This is a genomic window from Kitasatospora sp. NPDC057965 (assembly GCF_042887135.1).
In the GTDB taxonomy this organism is placed as follows: domain Bacteria; phylum Actinomycetota; class Actinomycetes; order Streptomycetales; family Streptomycetaceae; genus Kitasatospora.
On record NZ_JBHVPZ010000013.1, the window covers coordinates 60,279 to 75,887 of the forward strand.

General features: G+C 75.2%; 9 protein-coding genes. 6 read left to right on the plus strand and 3 right to left on the minus strand.

What is annotated here, in order from left to right; translation table 11 throughout:
* Positions 1-130: 130 nt before the first annotated feature.
* Positions 131-838, plus strand: a complete 708-nt coding sequence (locus tag ACFVVU_RS18520; RefSeq protein ID WP_380683365.1) for a DUF6338 family protein — start codon at positions 131-133, stop codon at positions 836-838.
* Positions 807-1,007 carry a hypothetical protein gene (locus ACFVVU_RS18525; RefSeq protein ID WP_380683364.1) on the plus strand — a complete coding sequence of 67 codons (201 nt, stop codon included), beginning with the start codon at positions 807-809 and terminating at the stop codon, positions 1,005-1,007. The genes ACFVVU_RS18520 and ACFVVU_RS18525 overlap by 32 nt, the downstream gene beginning before the upstream one ends.
* Before the next feature lie 60 nt (positions 1,008-1,067).
* Here ACFVVU_RS18525 and ACFVVU_RS18530 read toward each other — a convergent pair whose 3' ends face one another.
* The 3 genes from ACFVVU_RS18530 to ACFVVU_RS18540 form a co-directional block, all read right to left on the minus strand.
* The gene (locus ACFVVU_RS18530; protein ID WP_387790943.1) at positions 1,068-5,969 is read right to left on the minus strand and encodes a CHAT domain-containing protein; all 4,902 of its coding nucleotides are present in this window, start codon (positions 5,967-5,969) and stop codon (positions 1,068-1,070) included.
* A complete protein-coding gene (locus tag ACFVVU_RS18535) occupies positions 5,966-9,535 on the minus strand; it encodes a right-handed parallel beta-helix repeat-containing protein (protein WP_387790945.1) in 3,570 nt (1,189 codons plus the stop codon). The genes ACFVVU_RS18530 and ACFVVU_RS18535 overlap by 4 nt, the downstream gene beginning before the upstream one ends.
* Positions 9,536-9,712: 177 nt before the next feature.
* Positions 9,713-10,600: a peptidase gene (locus ACFVVU_RS18540; protein WP_387790947.1), complete on the minus strand. Its 888-nt coding sequence runs from the start codon at positions 10,598-10,600 to the stop codon at positions 9,713-9,715.
* 291 nt (positions 10,601-10,891) lie between these two features.
* On the opposite strand from ACFVVU_RS18540, the gene ACFVVU_RS18545 reads away from it, so the two are divergent.
* The 4 genes from ACFVVU_RS18545 (at position 10,892) to ACFVVU_RS18560 (ending at position 15,599) form a co-directional block, all read left to right on the plus strand.
* Positions 10,892-12,775 carry an alpha/beta hydrolase family protein gene (locus tag ACFVVU_RS18545; protein ID WP_387790948.1) on the plus strand — a complete coding sequence of 628 codons (1,884 nt, stop codon included), beginning with the start codon at positions 10,892-10,894 and terminating at the stop codon, positions 12,773-12,775.
* Positions 12,772-12,933 (plus strand): hypothetical protein, encoded by a 162-nt coding sequence (locus tag ACFVVU_RS18550; RefSeq protein ID WP_355361235.1) that lies wholly within the window; start codon positions 12,772-12,774, stop codon positions 12,931-12,933. The genes ACFVVU_RS18545 and ACFVVU_RS18550 overlap by 4 nt, the downstream gene beginning before the upstream one ends.
* Positions 12,934-13,030: 97 nt before the next feature.
* Positions 13,031-14,938, plus strand: a complete 1,908-nt coding sequence (locus tag ACFVVU_RS18555) for a RiPP maturation radical SAM C-methyltransferase (RefSeq protein ID WP_387790951.1) — start codon at positions 13,031-13,033, stop codon at positions 14,936-14,938.
* On the plus strand, positions 14,919-15,599 hold the full coding sequence (locus tag ACFVVU_RS18560; RefSeq protein ID WP_387790952.1) for a DUF5825 family protein: 681 nt from the start codon (positions 14,919-14,921) through the stop codon (positions 15,597-15,599). The genes ACFVVU_RS18555 and ACFVVU_RS18560 overlap by 20 nt, the downstream gene beginning before the upstream one ends.
* Positions 15,600-15,609 lie beyond the last annotated feature (10 nt).

Sequence of the window (15,609 nt, forward strand, 5' to 3'; positions counted from 1 at the left end):
GGCTCCCGGTCCGGACCGCCTGGGCACTCGGGGAAAACGAGCCCGGGCCGGTGGGGGGCTCGGCTAGGGTGGGGAGACGCTTCGGTGCCGTGGGGGACGCGGTCCGCGCGGGGCGGGGAGGGGTGGCGGGGTGCTTCCGAACACGGTGCAGCAGTTGGCCGTCCTGCTCGCCCTGGTGCTGCCCGGGATCTTCTACCAGGCCGTCGCCGACCGCCTGCGCGGGCCGCGGGCCTCCGAGCAGGAGCCGCAGAACCGGGCCCTGCGGGCGATCGCCATCAGCGGGCTGCTCGACGCCGTCTACGCGGTGGTCGCGGGGCCCTGGCTGGCCCGGCTGCTGAGCGAGGGCGACGGCGGGCCGCTCGCCGGGGTGCTGCGGCATCCGCGGCAGGCCGGGTTCGTCGTCCTGCTGCTGGTCGTCGCGGTGCCGTCGGGCCTCGCCTGGGGCGCGGCGGTGGTGGGGCGTCGGCGGGAACGGGCGCGCTACGAGCCGACGCCGACGGCCTGGGACTTCCTGTTCGCCGACCGTGAGCCCTGCTTCGTCCGGATCCGGCTCAAGGGCGGTCTGTGGGTGGGGGGTTGGCTGGGCTCGCGGTCGGCGGTGTCGGCCTTCCCGCAGCAGCAGGACATCTATCTGGAATCGCAGTGGCGCCTCAGCGGCGACGGGACCTTCCTCGGCCGGGTGGCGGGCACCGCGGGCGTCTACATCAAGGGCAGCGAGGTCGAGGTGCTGGAGTTGCTGGCGCCGCCGGGCCCGGAGCGGGCACCGGCGCCGGTACCGGTACCGGAGACGCGGAGGGAGCAGGGTGATGGCAGCGGCACGGGACGGGCGCAGCGGTGACGACCAGTCGGTGGAGAGCCTGATCGAGGAGTACCGCGACCGGCGGGTGCTGCGGATCACCGGCGGTGCGGCGGAGCCCGAGCAGGGCCCCGAGGGCGCCTCGGGCACGGCGCAGGGCGAGACCGAGCCGTCGGCGGCGCCCGAGGGCGGCGGTCCGGAGGCGTCCTGACGGGGGCGCCCTGACGGGGGGCGTCCCGAGCGGGGCGTCCCGACGGCGCGCCCGCCGGTCTCAGGGGCCGACGTGCACGTGCGCCGCCCACAGGTGCGGTGCGGGCAGCAGGCGTTCGCGCAGCGCCCGGACGGGATGGTGCAGGGCGAGCGCCGGGTCGAACGGCCCCTCGTGGGCGGCGTCCCGGCGCAGTGCGGCGTAGAACTCCTCGGTGAGCCGACGCGCGACCTTGTCGGAGACGGTCCACAGCGTGCCGATGACGTGGGTGAAGCCGGCCAGCTGGAACGACGGCGCCAGGTGCACCGCCTCGTCCGGCAGGCCGAGCCCCCCCTGGGAGGTCGAGCAGGCCGACAGGAAGGCGAGTTCGGCGTCGACCGGGCGCCGTGCCGAGATGTCGAGAGCGCTGAGCCTGCCGTCGTGGAGGATCAGGCCGCTGTTCGACGGGCTTTCCGGGTCGCTGACACCGTGGCAGGTGAAGTGCACCCAGGGGTGGCGGTACAGCTCCCGGCGAACGGCTTCCACGGAGGCGTGCTCGCCGTCCAGCCGCAGGCCGCCGGGGAAGAGTTCGGCCACCAGGGCGGCCTCGGGTCCGGCGCCGGGCAGCGGCGGGCCGCCCGGCGTCTGCGCGAGCGAGACCACCAGCGGGGCGGGGCGGCGCCGGGGCGAGGCGGCGGCCCGGCGGCGGGCACGCAGCAGGGAGCGCAGGGTCGGGGTGTAGGAGGAGACGACCCGGTCCATGACCCAGGTGCCGGGGATCCGCGGGCCCTTGCCGGCGGCGTGCAGCGGCAGGAACGCCAGCCGGCCGGTCGGGCACCACCACAGCCGCGGCCACTCCTCCTCGCCGAGCGGGGTGCCGCGCAGCCCGAGCCGTTCCAGGACGGGACCGGCCAGGCTGTCCCACAGCCACGCCAGGACGGAGCGGTGCAGGTTCATCAGCTCCTTGGCCCGCGCCACGCCCTCGTCCCCGTAGGCGACGTCGATCCACCGCTCGGTGAACGCCTGTGCGGCGACGGTCACTTCGCCCGGGGTGAGGTCCGGCAGCGGTACGACGTCGATGCGCGCGCCGCCGCCGGCCGGTGCGGCCAGGACGAGGGCGTGCGAGCCGTAGTCGCTGACGTTGACCACCACCACGGGGCCCCGCTCCGCCACCGAGAGCAGCTCCCGGGTGGTCGGCGGACGCAGGAAGTCGTCGAGGTCGGGCAGCGCGCGGATCTCCTCCAGCAGCTGGTCCCAGCGGCGGGACAGGATGTGGCGCTCCTCGGCGTCGCGCAGGCCGGCCGCGCTCCCGGCCGCGTCGGCGGCCCCCTGGACGAAGAAGGCGTCGGGCGCCTCGGTGCCGGTGAGCTGCAGCGCGACCGGGTGGTCCCGGCTGAGCCGGTCCCGGATCCGCTCGAACTCCTCGGCGCGGGCCGGGTCGAGCGTGCGCAGCCGGGACAGGTCGCCCTGGTTCTCCAGACCCTGGGCGAGCAGCACCCCCCTGCCCTGTTCGAGCAGGGCGAGGGCGCGTTCGGGATCGCCGGCCCGGATCGCGAGCGCCGCGGCCGAACTGGCCAGCCCCCGGCCGGAACTCAGCCGCTCCTCCTGGTCGAGCCGGTCCAGGTGACGCGGGGCCACCCGGGACAGCAGGCCGACCGCGTGGGCGAAGCCCTCCAGGGCCTCCGCGTCCCGGCCGGTGCGCGCGGCGACGGCACCCCACAGCCGCGCCGACTGGAGGCGGGTGTGCGGCGGGAGGGACGTGTCCTCGGCGTTGCCGCGGAGCAGCCGGACCGCTTCGGCCAGGTCGACCCGCTCCCCGAGTTCGGCGCGCCGCAGTTGGGCCGTCGCCAGCACCCGGCGGGCCAGTGCGTGGAACTGGTCGGTGTCCTGCGCCTCGGCGAGCGCCTCGCGCGCGGCTGCGGCGGCCCGGCGCAGCGCCGTTCGCGCCGCGTGCTCGGGGAGCAGTTCCGCGGTGCCGAGACCCGCGTAGGCCAGTCGCGCCAGCGCGAGGGTCCGCAGCGGGTGGGGGGAGCCGAGTTCCCCGATCAGCTCCTCCAGCCGGCGGCAGGCCTCGACCGAGGCGGGGGCGTCCGAGGCCATGCGGGCCTGCTGGAACCGCATCATGGCCAGGTTGAGCGCGGCGCGTTCGCGGGCCGTGGACATCCCGTGGCGGTGGTCCGCGGCCTCGCTCAGCAGGGCGATCGCCCGGTCGTGCAGCGCGGTGTCGCCGGTGGTCGTGAACAGGGTGAACAGCGCCATGCCGAGGTTGTTCAGCACCAGCGGACGCTGGGCCGAGGTCGGGCCGGTGTGCTCCAGGGCGGTGCGGAACACGGCGGCGGCCTGGGCCTCCCAGCTGCGGTCGCCCGTTCTGTTCGCCCGGTCGAGGAGGGCGGCGCCGAGATTGGTGAGGACCAGGCCCCGGTCCCCGTATCCCGGGGGCGCGGTGGCGACGGCGGTCTTCAGGGTGTCGAGCGCGGCGTCCATCTGCTCCTCCGAGCCGGACTCCGCGGCCAGGGTCCATTCGAGGTAGCCCAGACCGGCCAGGACGGAGGCACGTTCCGGGTGGTGCCCGGGCAGGTGCTCCAGCGCGGCGCGGCAGGTGTCCATCGCCTCGGTGCGCAGCTGTCCGTCCGGCCGGAAGCCGTACAGGCTGCCGAGGCAGATGGAGAGCCCGAAGAGGGCGTACGGCTGGGGTTCGGGCGCCAGCAGGGCGATGGCCTCGCGGTAGTGGCCGACGGCGTGCTCCAGGTGGGCCGGCTCCCCGTTGAGCTGGAAGCGCATGCGCAGGCTGGTGCCGAGGCCGATCAGGCAGGCGACCCGGGTCTCGCGGCCCCCGTCGGGCCCGGCCAGGGCCTCGGAGAGCAGGATCTGGGACCGGTCGAGTGCGGCGGTGTCCGAGCGCAGCCAGGCGAGCGAGTTGAGCGCGTCGGTGAGCCGGCAGACCATGGGAAGCCGTCGGGGGTGGTCCGCCGGGGCGAGGGCCAGGGCCTGGTCGAGCAGGTCCACCGCCCGGTCGAGCAGGTCCTCCTCGATGCCGAGGTCGGCGAGGCCCAGCAGGGCGGAGCCGAGCTGGTACCGGTGGTCCGCGCGGTCGGTGGCGGGGCGGTCCGCGTCGGCCGCCGTGACCTCGCTCAGCAGGGCGACGGCCTCCCGGTAGTCGGCCGGGTCGCCGGTGTCCTCGCCGCGCTGGGCCCAGTGGATGCCGAGCCGGCCCGTGAGGTCCAGGCGCTGCGGGTCGTCGGCGGGCAGCAGCGCGAGCGCGCGGTGCATGGACGCGAGGCTCTGCTGCCAGGCCGCCTCGTCCTCCCGGCCGGCCCGGACGGCGAGTGCCCATCCCAGGGCGAAGCGCACCTCCGCCTCGAAGGCGGGCCCGGGGGACGGCAGGTCGAGGCAGGCCCGGTAGTGCTCCACCGCCTCGGCGGCGCGCTCGGGCCGTCCCTCCCGCGCCGCGGACTCGACGAGGGCGTCGGCCAGCCGGCGTTGCGCCTGCGCGCGGTCGGCGGTGGCCTGCGGACGCTCGCGCAGGAGCCGGCGCAGCAGGGCGATCGGCTCGGCCGACGGGTCGTCGGCGCCCCCGGCGTCGGCGCGCAGGCCCAGCAGGTCGGCGAGGGCGACGGCCCGGTCCAGGCGGCGCGGCGGCAGGTCCGCCGGGGTGGCGTCGAAGGCCTCGGTGGCCCGGGTGACGGCCGCCGAGAGGTCCTCCGGGCGCCGCTCCTCCAGGTAACGCCTGACCAGGGTGCCGGAGAGCAGCATCCGGGTGTCGGCGAACCGCGGTGTCCCGGCCGGGGCGAGGTCGGCCGCCTCCTGGGCCGTGGCGACCGCCAGGGTGGTGGTCCCGGCGTCGTCGTCCGGGGCCGGGAACCTCAGCAGGACGAGGGCCAGGTTGCAGAGGTACTGGAGCCGTACGGCCGGGCCGGTCGCGGCCTCGACGGCCTGCCGGGCCAGGGCGATGCCTTCGGTGTGCAGCGCGGGCCGGTCCTCCAGCGTGCCCCGGGCGATCAGTGCCATGCCCAGGAAGGAGAGCCGGTCCGTCTGCCCGGCGGTACCGGTGGACGCCGTGGAGGCGTCGTCCGGTGTGCTGTGGTCCGGGGCGCCGCGGTCCGGTACGTGGACCGCCTCGCGCAGCAGCGTGGCCGCCTCCGGCAGGCCGGCCTCGTCGCCGGCCAGCACGGCGGCTCGGGTCAGGGACATCCCGAGCTCGACGCGGTACGCCGTCAGGCCGGGGTCGTCCGGCGGGCACAGGGCCAGCGCGGTGCGCCCCTCGGACACGGCTTCGCGGACCGCCTCGTCGATCGCCGTGACGTCGGACCAGAACCGCAGCGCCGTACCGAGGTTGGCGTGCCGGCGGGCCTGTTCGCCGGGCGCGGACGGCGCCGCCGCGACCGCGGCGCGGCCGGCCTCCACGGCCTCGGCGACCGACGAGGCGTCGAACCGGTCGGTGTAGTCGTTCAGCAGGGCCACGCCGAGCGTCGACAGCACCGAGCCCAGCAGCGGGCCGTCCGGTGGGCAGCCGGCCGCCGTGTGGCGCAGCAGCCTGACCGCCACGGCGGGCGCGCCGGGGTACCGCCGGCGCTCGAACGCCAGCAGGACGGCCAGCCCCGCGGCGTGCGTCTGCTCGACGTCCGCGCCGTCGACGCTCGCGCCGTCGACGGCCGCGCCCTCCCCGGCGGCCACGGCCAGCACGGCGGCGAACGCGGGCGGCATCAGGTCCGGCCACTGGCGCCGCACCGGGAGCAGGTACAGCAGCGCCTCGCCCAGCAGCGCCGGGTCGCGCGGATCCGCGGTCAGGAAGGCGAACAGATCGCTGTAGCCGAGCGTGTGGGCATGGACGAGCGGGAGGTCCGCCGCGGACGGCGGTCCGGCGGCCCGGAGCACGGCCGTCGCCGCGGACGCCTCGGCCGTGGCGAACCACGCCGCCGCCGCGGGGTCCGCCATCGCCGGGTCGAGGCGGGCGGCGAGCAGGTCGTTGGCCTCGTCCGGGGTCACAGCCAGCCGCCCTCGGCGGGGATGTCCTCCGCCAGCAGCACCACCAGGTCCTCCCGGCTCGGCGTCCCGGCCCCGGCCAGCCGGGTGGCCTGCCGTTCGACCATCTCCTCCAGCAGCGTCCGCGCGTCACGGGCGTTGGCCGGGTCGCCCCGCAGCTCCCGGCGGGTGAAGCGCTCGGTGAGGAGCTCCGCGACGCCCGGAGCGAGGCGGTAGGTGTGGCGCTCCGCCTCGTGGAGCATGATCTCGGTGAGTTCGGCGGGGCCGTACGGGGTGAACTCCAGGATGCGGGAGAAGCGGGAGCGCAGACCGGGGTTGGAGTCCAGGAAGGCCCGCATCTCCTCGGTGTAGCCCGCCGCGATGACTACGACGTCGTCCCGGTGGTCCTCCATCAGTTTGGTGAGGACGTCGATCGCCTCCTGGCCGAAGTCGGTGCCCGAGCCGAACCGCCGCGCCAGGCTGTACGCCTCGTCGATGAACAGCACACCGCCGTCGGCCCGCTCGAACGCCTGATGGGTCTTCTGCGCGGTGTGCCCGAGGTACTGGCCGACGAGGTCGCCGCGCGCGACCTCCACCAGGTGGCCCTTCTTCAAGGCTCCGAGCGCGGCCAGGATCTGGCCGTACAACCGGGCCACGGTGGTCTTCCCGGTGCCCGGTGGGCCGGAGAAGACCAGGTGGTGGGCCCGGGGCGGCGGGGGGAGGTCGGCGTCGGAGCGCCAGCGGGCCAGCCGGAGCAGGTCGACCTGGACGGCGACCTGGCGCTTGGCCTCCGCCAGCCCGATCATGCGCTGGAGTTCGGCGATCGGGCCGGCCTCCGGCTGCAGGATGTCCTCCGCCGTGGCCCCGGTGCGGACGTTCTCCAGCAGCACCCGGTTGTTGACCGCCACCGCCTCGCCCGCGCAGCCGGTGACCTCGCCGTCCGTCACGCTGCCGAACACGTCGTCGTCCAGGCGCAGGCCGTCGCCGCCGGCGCCGTACACCCGCACCCCGGTGAGGATGACCCGGCTGGCGTTGCGCGCCCAGATGCCGTTGAGCCGGCTGCCGGAGACCTCCAGCCGGTCGATCTCCACGCTGGTGTTGGAGATGGCCAGCAGCCCGGTCTCACCCGGCTTCGACACCGTGCAGTCCCGGGCCGTCAGCCGGCTGTCGTCACGGCAGTTCAGGCCGTACAGGCCGGCCCGCTCCACCGTGACGTGCTCGGCGGTGGCGCGCACGGCGTTCTGCAGCAGCAGTCCGGAGGACGTCGCGTCGGCGATGACGGCGCCGACCAGCCGGATCGTCACACCGGTACCGTGCCCGCGCACGCCGTACTGGCAGCGCTCCAGGCGCAGTTCGGCCAGGTCCACCACCGAGCCCTCCTGGACCTCGACCGCGCTCTCGGAGTGGTCGTGGACCCGGAGCCGGGTGAAGTCGCCGCGCGCCTTGTGCACGGTGACCCCGGTGCCGCCGAAGGCCACCGCGCAGTCGTCGACGACCGGGAAGCCGCCGGACACCACCCGGATGCCGTGCTGGCCGGCGTTCTCGATCCGGCACGTCTCCAGCCGCCCCCGTCCCTGGTCCTCGACCAGCACCCCGTCGGCCCGGCAGTGGGCGAACAGGCAGTCCCGGACCCTGGGGTCGGCGCCCCGCGCGACGTACAGGCCGGTCGTGGCGCCGTTGACCGTGGTGTCCTGCACGGTGCCCTGCGCCTGGCGGTCGAAGACGATGCCGGACGCGTGGACCTCGTCGATCCGGGAGCCCAGGACCTGCACCGCGGAGTGGTCGCCGGCGGCGATGGCGGTGTCGCCGGTGCCGCGGAACTCGCAGCCGCGGATCTCCGCCGTGGAACCGGTCACGTCGATGCCGCGGCCCCGGCTGTCCGTCACCGCGCAGTCGGTGATCTCGGCCTTGGCGCGGTCCTTCAGCACCAGCGCGTGGTCGCGGGCCGAGAGGAACCGGGTGCGCTCCAGCGTGCCGGTGGCGCCGACGAGTTCGGTCCGGCCCGCGGTGATCTCGCAGTCCCGCAGGATCAGTTCGGAGCCCTGGGAGGCGAGCAGCGCGTACTCGCCCGGCCCGTCGATCCGGCAGCCGCGCAGCTCCAGCCGGCCGGTGGTGGCGACGGCCGTCGCGCCGCGGCCCTGCACGGTCAGGGAGTCCAGCGTGATGTGCCCCTCGCACTGGAGGGCGGATTGCTCGGGCGTCTCGATCACCACCGGCTCCTGGCCCGGCGCCCCGACCAGTTCGACGGTGCCGGACAGCACCAGCGGCCCCGCCTCCCGGTACCGGCCCGGTTCGAGCAGCAGGCGCAGCGGCCGGTCCCTCGGCGCGGCCCGCAGCGCCGAGGCGAGCGTCCGGTGGACCGTCCCGCGCCCCGGTCCGACGCGGACCGTGACGGCCTCACCGGTGACGGGCCCGCCCTGCCCGGTGCGGTCGGCCAGGAGGTTCGCCCCGTACGAGGCCAGCGCGTCCGCCAACTGCGCGGGGAAGACCGTGAGTCCGTGCAGGTGGCCGAGCGCGGGGGAGTGCACCGGCAGCAGGTCGACGGACAGCCCGTTGGCGGGCAGCGGCCAGTGCGGCAGCGGCGCCGGGCGGTCCGCCCCCGCGTTGAACCGGGCGCGCACCGACGTCACCCGGAAGCGCTGACCGACCAGGGAGACGTCCTGCTGCGCCGTCTCCAGGGCGGCGATCCCGGACCACGGCAGGGACCGTTCCCGGCCGCCGACGCGCACCACGACGGCCCGGCTCTCCACCCGCAGCTCGCAGGGCCGGGACAGGCCCAGGACCAGCCGCCGCACCCCCACGGATCCGAGCAGGACCAGGGCGACGGCCGCCAGGACCGGCTGCCCCAGGACGGGCGTGTCGAGGGAGCGCAGGACGAGGAGGGAAGCCGCCACGGCCACCAGCACCAGGATCCCCTGCAACCGCAGCAGCATGCGGGCGGGCCTGGACAGCAGCGCGCCGGACGCGAAAACCGCGGCCCCGCCGGGACCGTCCGGCAGCCGGGTCGTTCCGCCCCACCGGTCGGACGCCCACGGTGTGAACACCTCGTCGAGGCGTTCCAGGGGAACCGCCAGCGGGGCCAGGTCGACGAGGATGCCCTGCCACGACGCCGACCAGCGCGGCGAACCGCGCCCCGGCAGCGCCGTCGGGCTGCCCTCCGAGGTGCGCACCAGCAGGGAACCCCGGTAGAACGGTGCCGCGTAGACGGCCTCGGATCCCCGGACCGGCAGCACGCACAGACCGGCGATCGCGTTCCACGGCAGCCTGACCTTCCGCAGGCCGCCGCTGAGTTCGAGGTATCCGGGATCGACCACCACCGTGGGCGGCGCCAACGCCAGGGTCGCCTGCCGGAGCAGGACCACCGCCCACACCGCGGTCGCCACGACGTCGACCACCGTCGGAAGCGGCCACCCCGGTTCCTCGCCGAACAGCTCCAGCGCGCACGCGACCAGCGCGGCGGCGGCGAACACCGCGGCCGCCGCCCGCCGGCGGCGGTACTGCCCCGACGGCCGCAGCCGGACCCGCGCACTCTCCCGGCCATCCGCCCGCACCATCGCGCCCCCCAGGAACCGCCGGCTGTGTACTCCCATCAAATCAGCCAACTCGTGTCCCTGGCTGTCTATTTGGCTATTCCGCCCGGCCACCGGCCGGGTGGGCCGGAGGGCGCGGCCGGGATGACGGCGGCGGGGCGCACCCCCGCCGCCGGGGTGGTGCGGGCCCGGCGGCGGGGGTGGCACCTCGTGTGCGATCGGTGCCGGGGGGTGCGATCAGGTGTGCTGCGCCCCGTTGAAGACGTTGTAGGCGTCGTCGCGGTAGTAGGAGCTCACCGCCCACCACTTGCCCTGCCAGCTGTAGCCCGTCACGAAGTCGCCGGTCTGCACGGCCGAACCGTCGGTCTGGTCGTAGTTCACGAAGAACGGTCCGCCGCTGGAGCCTCCGCTCAGGCCGTTGCAGTTGTCGATCAGCGCGGTGGACGGCTGCTCGGGGCCGGCCACCGGCTGGCCGCCGCACCAGAGCATGTGCTCCTGGCTGGCCGGGGTCTTCCCGGGGATGCCGATGATGTGCGCGTAGTTGTTGAGGGGCTGGTTGAAGCCGATGCCGGTGGCCCCGACGACGTCCGCGATGTGCCGGCCGTTGAGGGTGTTCAGCACGATGAACGCGATGTCGCCCTGCGGGGCGGGAGCGTCCACCCAGCCGGCCGACCGCCAGGACCACCAGCCGTAGGGGGCGTTGCCCGCGTCGTAGCCGGGCGCGAACTTGAAGTCGCTGCCGCCCTCGACGCAGTGCCGGGCGGTGGCGATGACGTCGCGGTTGGCGCTGGAGACGACATTGGCGGTGCACACGCCGCCGCCGGTGAGCAGGCGCCCGGTGGTGACCCAGACGCTGGCCTTGGCGAGCGAGGGCGCGCCGGCGGCCGGGGCGACGGTGGGTTCGGTCGCGTGGATCTTCAGCGGCCGGCCGTCGAGGGAGCTCTGCGCCTCGGGCGTCCAGGTGGTGGTGGCGGCGTTCGCCGGGTTGATCAGGACATGGGTGCCGCCGCTGACCCGTTCGATCGGCTCGGCGCCCTTGGCCGGTGCGGCGGACGAGACCGGTGCGACCAGGCCGATGGCCGCCACCGAGACCACGACTGCCGTGAGGAGACCGCGCATGCGCATGGGTGTCCCCTTCCTTCCTCTGCTGGGGGATGTGCTGTCCCGGTCAGTCTCGAAGCGGCATGTCCACGACGCGTCGACAGCGTGTCAACGGCCGCGTCGGCGTCCGCTGTCGTCCGGTGTTCACGTCGACCGTCTTTCGGCCAACCGTGCGAAAAGTCTGGTCGTGAGCACGACACCCCCCTAGAGTGACCGCGACCTTCCGCAAGTGTCCTTTTCTTCACGTCGGTTCACCGGCCCTCTGGATGTTCGGCGCAGCCTGTTCCCATCATCGAGCCGGAAAGGGCCGGGCCAGTGACACAGGCGTTCCAGTCCCCCGGCTTCGCCGCGCTGGCGGCCGACCGCGCGGTCGAGACCCGGCTCGTCGACGACCGCTGGCAGGCGGTGGCCTGGGACCTGGGCACGGGGCGGCGCCGGGTGGTCACCGACCGGCCGGGGGGCGTCCACCTGAGCGAGATCGAGCCGGACGGCGGCGCCATCTGGTGGTTCGACGCCGATGCGGCGGGGGAGGGGCGGTGGCTCCGCGAGCCGTTCGCGGGCGGTGAGCCGGGCGGGGAAGCGGACGGCGGGACAGCTGGCGGCGAGGCGCTGCACGGTGTGCCCCGCGGGCGGCCGTACGGCGTGGCCTTCGACCGGACCGGCGCGCTCGCCGCGGTGGCCGTCGGCGTCGACGGCGTCTCGCACTGCTACGTCGGACCACCCGCCGGCGAGGCCCGGCCGGTCGCCTCGGCGCCGGGGTACCTGAGCCTGGCCGACCTGTCGCCGGACGGCCGGCTGCTCGCGCTCGGCGGGCGGCCCGACGGGGACGACGCGGTGGTCCTCTGGCCGACGGAGGGCCGGCCGGAGGCCCGCACGCGCGCTTGGCCGGGCGCTCCGCAGCGTCTCGCCGGGAACCGCCGACTGCGGCTCTGGCCGATCGAGTTCAACCCGCTCGCGCTACGGGAGCCGGAGCTGCTGCTGGTGGTCGAGCAGGACGAGCGGTACGCCGTCGCGACCTGGCGGGCGGGCGAGGGACTGCGCCGGTACCCGGGGCTGTCGTTCGACACGGAGATCTCGGCGGGCTGGTACCGGGGGCCGCGCGGGGTGCTGATCCAGCACGAGCAGGCCGGGCGGAGCCGCCTCCTGCTCGCCGACCTCGGTCCGCCGGCGGGCCGGGGAACGCCGGAGCGGGAACCGTCGGCCCGGGAGCTGCGCACCCCCGGCGGCACGATCCACGACCTGTCCAGCGCCCCGGACGGCACCCTGCACTGTGTCTGGAGCCGGGAGTCGACGCCGCCCCGCCCGCTGGTCCTGCGCCCCGGCACGGAGCCGGCGGACGACTCCGCACCGGAGCGGGACGACACCTCCCGCACCCGGCGCTGGACACCCCGGCCGTACGGGCGGATCCACAGCTTCGTCAGCACCCCGGCGGGCCCGGGCCCGTGGCCGACCCTGTTCCTGGTGCACGGCGGCCCCGCCACCCACGACCGGGACTCCTACGACCCCCGGGTGAACGCCCTGGTCGGCGAGGGCTACGCGGTGGTGCGCACCAACTACCGCGGCTCCACCGGCTACGGCGCCCGCTGGCAGCACGAGTACGGCCACCGGGTCGGACTGGCGCAGATCGAGGACCTGGCCGCCGTCCGCGCGGAGCTGGTCGCCGACGGCACGGCGCTCGCGGAGCGCACCGGCCTGTGCGGATTCTCCTGGGGCGGCTACCTGGCCCTGCTGGCACTGGGCGCCCAGCCGGAGCTGTGGTCGCTCGGCATGGCCGCCCAGCCGATCGCGGACTACCCGGCGGCCTACCGCGGCACCACCCCCGCGCTGCGCGAACTCGACCGGCAGCTGTTCGGCGGCACCCCGGAGGAGGTGCCCGAGCGCTACCGCGCGGCCGACCCGCGGTCCTACGTGCACCGGGTCCGCTCGCCCGTCCTGCTGGTCGCCTCGCGGACCGACGAGCGCTGCCCGCCCGACCAGGTGGCCCGGTACGCCGCGGACCTGAGCCGGCTGGCGGTGCCGCACGAACTGCTCTGGGTGGACGGCGGCCACTACAGCCGCCGGACCGCCGACCACCGGTCGGTGCTGGCCGCGATGGTCCGGTTCGCCGGGCGCGCCTGGCCGACACCGGCCCCCAGGACACCCCGCGGTGATCGCCCCGGGGGACCCGCCGAACCGGTGGAAGGAGGTGAACAGCCATGAAGCGTCGCAGCATTCAGAACGACCCGATCAGCACCCCGGAGCGTGACCGGGGCGCCGTGGTGGTCCAGAACTTCGCGCTCGACATCACCAAGGCCGCAGCGGTCGCGCCTGCCCTCAAGGGGCAGCCGAAGCCGAAGAAGGCACCCGAGGGCAAGTGACCCTCCGTCGCTCCGGGGCGCCCGCGGTGCCCCGGAGCGACACCTCGCCCGGCCCCGACCCTCACCGACCCGTCCGCGGACAACAGAAGTGGCCACCATGCGTATCGTCCTGCTGCACATGCCCTGGGGCGCGATCGACGTGCCGTCGCTGGCGCTCGGGATCCTGCACACCGCCGCCGCACGCGCCGGCCATCAGGTCGAGGTGCGGTACGCCAACCTGGACTTCGTCGACTGGGCGGCCGGGAACGCGGGCTTCGGCGCGGACGACTACCAGTACTTCTCCGAGAAGTCCTACTTCCAGGGCGCGGGCGACTGGGCGTTCGCCGGCGCGCTGTACGGCGACGGCGAGGCCGGCGAGGGCGGCGCGGACGACGACGAGTTCGCGGGCTACTTCGCGTACCTGGCCGCCAACGGCGCGAGCGAGCACGAGATCGCCCTGACCCGGACCACCCGCGCGCTCGCCCCCGCGTTCATCGCCCGGCTGGTCGAGGAGATCGCCGCCGACCCGCCGGACCTGGTCGGCTTCACCACCACCTTCCAGCAGAACACGGCGAGCCTCGCCGCCGCGCGGCTGCTCAAGCAGCGCTGCCCGCAGGTGCGCACGGTGTTCGGCGGCGCGAACTGCGACGGTCCGCAGGGCGCCGCGATGCACCGCAACTTCCCCTTCCTGGACTACGTGGTGCGCGGCGAGGGCGAGGCCGCCTTCCCGGCGCTCCTGGAGGGCGGTGACCTCTCCGCCGTCCCCGGGCTGTGCTGGCGCGACGACTCCGGGACGTCGACGGCCAACGCGATGACGACGCGCCCGCTGCCGCCCGCGGCCATCCTGGCGCCCCGCTACGACGGCTTCTACGAGCGGCTCGACGCCTCCGTCGCGGCCGGCTGGGTCGATCCCAAGCTGGTCCTCGAAGGCTCCCGCGGCTGCTGGTGGGGCGAGAAGCACCACTGCACCTTCTGCGGGCTCAACGGCTCCTCGATGGAGTTCCGCTCCAAGCCGCCCGCGGACTTCCTCGCCGAGGTGCTCACGCTCGCCGAACGGCACCGGCTGCTGGACGTCTACGTGGTCGACAACATCCTGGACATGGGCTACTTCGACACCGTCCTGAAGTCGCTGGCCGAACTCCCGGTCGATCTGCGGCTGCACTTCGAGATCAAGGCCAATCTGCGCCGCCACCAGTTCCAGCTGCTCGGCGACTCGGGCGCGGCCCAGGTGCAGCCCGGCATCGAGAACCTCAGCACCCGGGTGCTGCGGATCATGGACAAGGGCGTGACGGGCTGCCAGAACGTCCGCGCGCTGCGGGACGCGCAGAGCGCCGGGGTCTCGGTGACCTGGAACTACCTCTACGGCTTCCCCGGCGAGCAGCCGGCCGACTACGAGTCGGTGATCCGCCAGCTGCCGGTGCTGCACCACCTGGACCCGCCGACCGGGGCCGGACGGATCGCGATCGAGCGGTTCAGCCCGTACTTCGACCGCCCCGAGCTGGGCTTCGCGATCACCCGGCCGGCCTTCCAGTACCGGGCGACCTACCGCCTCCCGGAGAGCGAGCTGAACGACCTGGCCTACGTCTTCACCGCGCCGCCGCGCGGGATCGGCGGCGAGCTCGCGGAGCGGCTGAGCGCGGCCGTGGACACCTGGCTCGCCCGGTTCCCCGACAGCCGGCTCACCTACCGGGACGCGGACGGGCGGATCGTCCTGGTCAACACCAGGCCCGGGTTCGACTGGCGGGTGGTCGAGCTGACCGATCCGGTGGAACTCGCCGCCTTCCGGCTGCTGGCGCAGCCCCGCTCGGCCGCCGCGCTGGCGGCCAGGGTCCCCGGCGGCGCGGCGGCGGTCGAGCCGGTGCTGGAGCGGTTCACCGCGCTGGGTCTGCTGTTCCACGACGGGGACGGCTATCTGCAGGTCGCCGTCGAGTCCGACAACCAGGTGCTGATGCGGATGCGGCACCGGCACGGCCCGGCCGCCCGTCCGCGGACCGAGGAGGTGCTCGATGCCGTCGCGACCGGCTGAGCGGAACGACGCCGCCGCCTGGGCCGAGGCCGGCCCGGAGGTCGAGCTCTGGCTCGACCACGACCCCGCCGCGAGGGAGCTGCCGGGCTACGCGCTCGGACACCGCACCCTGTCCGGCCCGGCGCAGCAGGAGGTCACCGGGCTGCACCGGGCCGGGGTCCGCTGCCTGCGGCTGACCGAGCCGGTACGGCTCTGCGCGGACGCGCCGGCGGCCTCGGCGCGGGCGCTGATGCTGCTGCGCGAGGCGACCGGACAGGGGCTGGCCGTGCTCTGGCAGGCGGTCTGCACGGACGGCTGCGCGACGCGGCGCCGGTTCCACCACCTGTACCCGCCCGAGCGGTTGACCGGCGACGGGGCCCCGCAGGACGTCCTCGCCGACTGGCGGGCCACGTACTACCCGAGCAAGTGCGTCGTCCGGCGCGGCCCCGGGTTCGTCGAGGTGCGCGACCGCCGGTTCGGGACGCTGGAGCTGTTCACCATCGACGAGCCCGGCCACCTGGCCCAGCTGGACGCGCTGGCGGAGGGCGTCGAGCTCGGGCTGCTGCCCGAGGCCGTTCACCGGGACCTCGCCGAGGCCGGTCTGATCGCCGAACAGGCCGGGCGTGCCTGGTTCCTGCCCATGCGGGTGCGCCGCTGGCCGTTCCCGTCGCTGACCGTGTGACCGCCGGAGC

Excerpts from the sequence above, each read along its gene's own strand:
- ACFVVU_RS18525 (WP_380683364.1), top strand. The coding sequence starts at position 807 with ATGGCAGCGGCACGGGACGGGCGCAGCGGTGACGACCAGTCGGTGGAG.
- ACFVVU_RS18535 (WP_387790945.1), bottom strand. The coding sequence starts at position 9,535 with ATGGGAGTACACAGCCGGCGGTTCCTGGGGGGCGCGATGGTGCGGGCG.
- ACFVVU_RS18540 (WP_387790947.1), bottom strand. The coding sequence starts at position 10,600 with ATGCGCATGCGCGGTCTCCTCACGGCAGTCGTGGTCTCGGTGGCGGCC.
- ACFVVU_RS18550 (WP_355361235.1), top strand. The coding sequence starts at position 12,772 with ATGAAGCGTCGCAGCATTCAGAACGACCCGATCAGCACCCCGGAGCGT.
- ACFVVU_RS18555 (WP_387790951.1), top strand. The coding sequence starts at position 13,031 with ATGCGTATCGTCCTGCTGCACATGCCCTGGGGCGCGATCGACGTGCCG.
- ACFVVU_RS18560 (WP_387790952.1), top strand. The coding sequence starts at position 14,919 with ATGCCGTCGCGACCGGCTGAGCGGAACGACGCCGCCGCCTGGGCCGAG.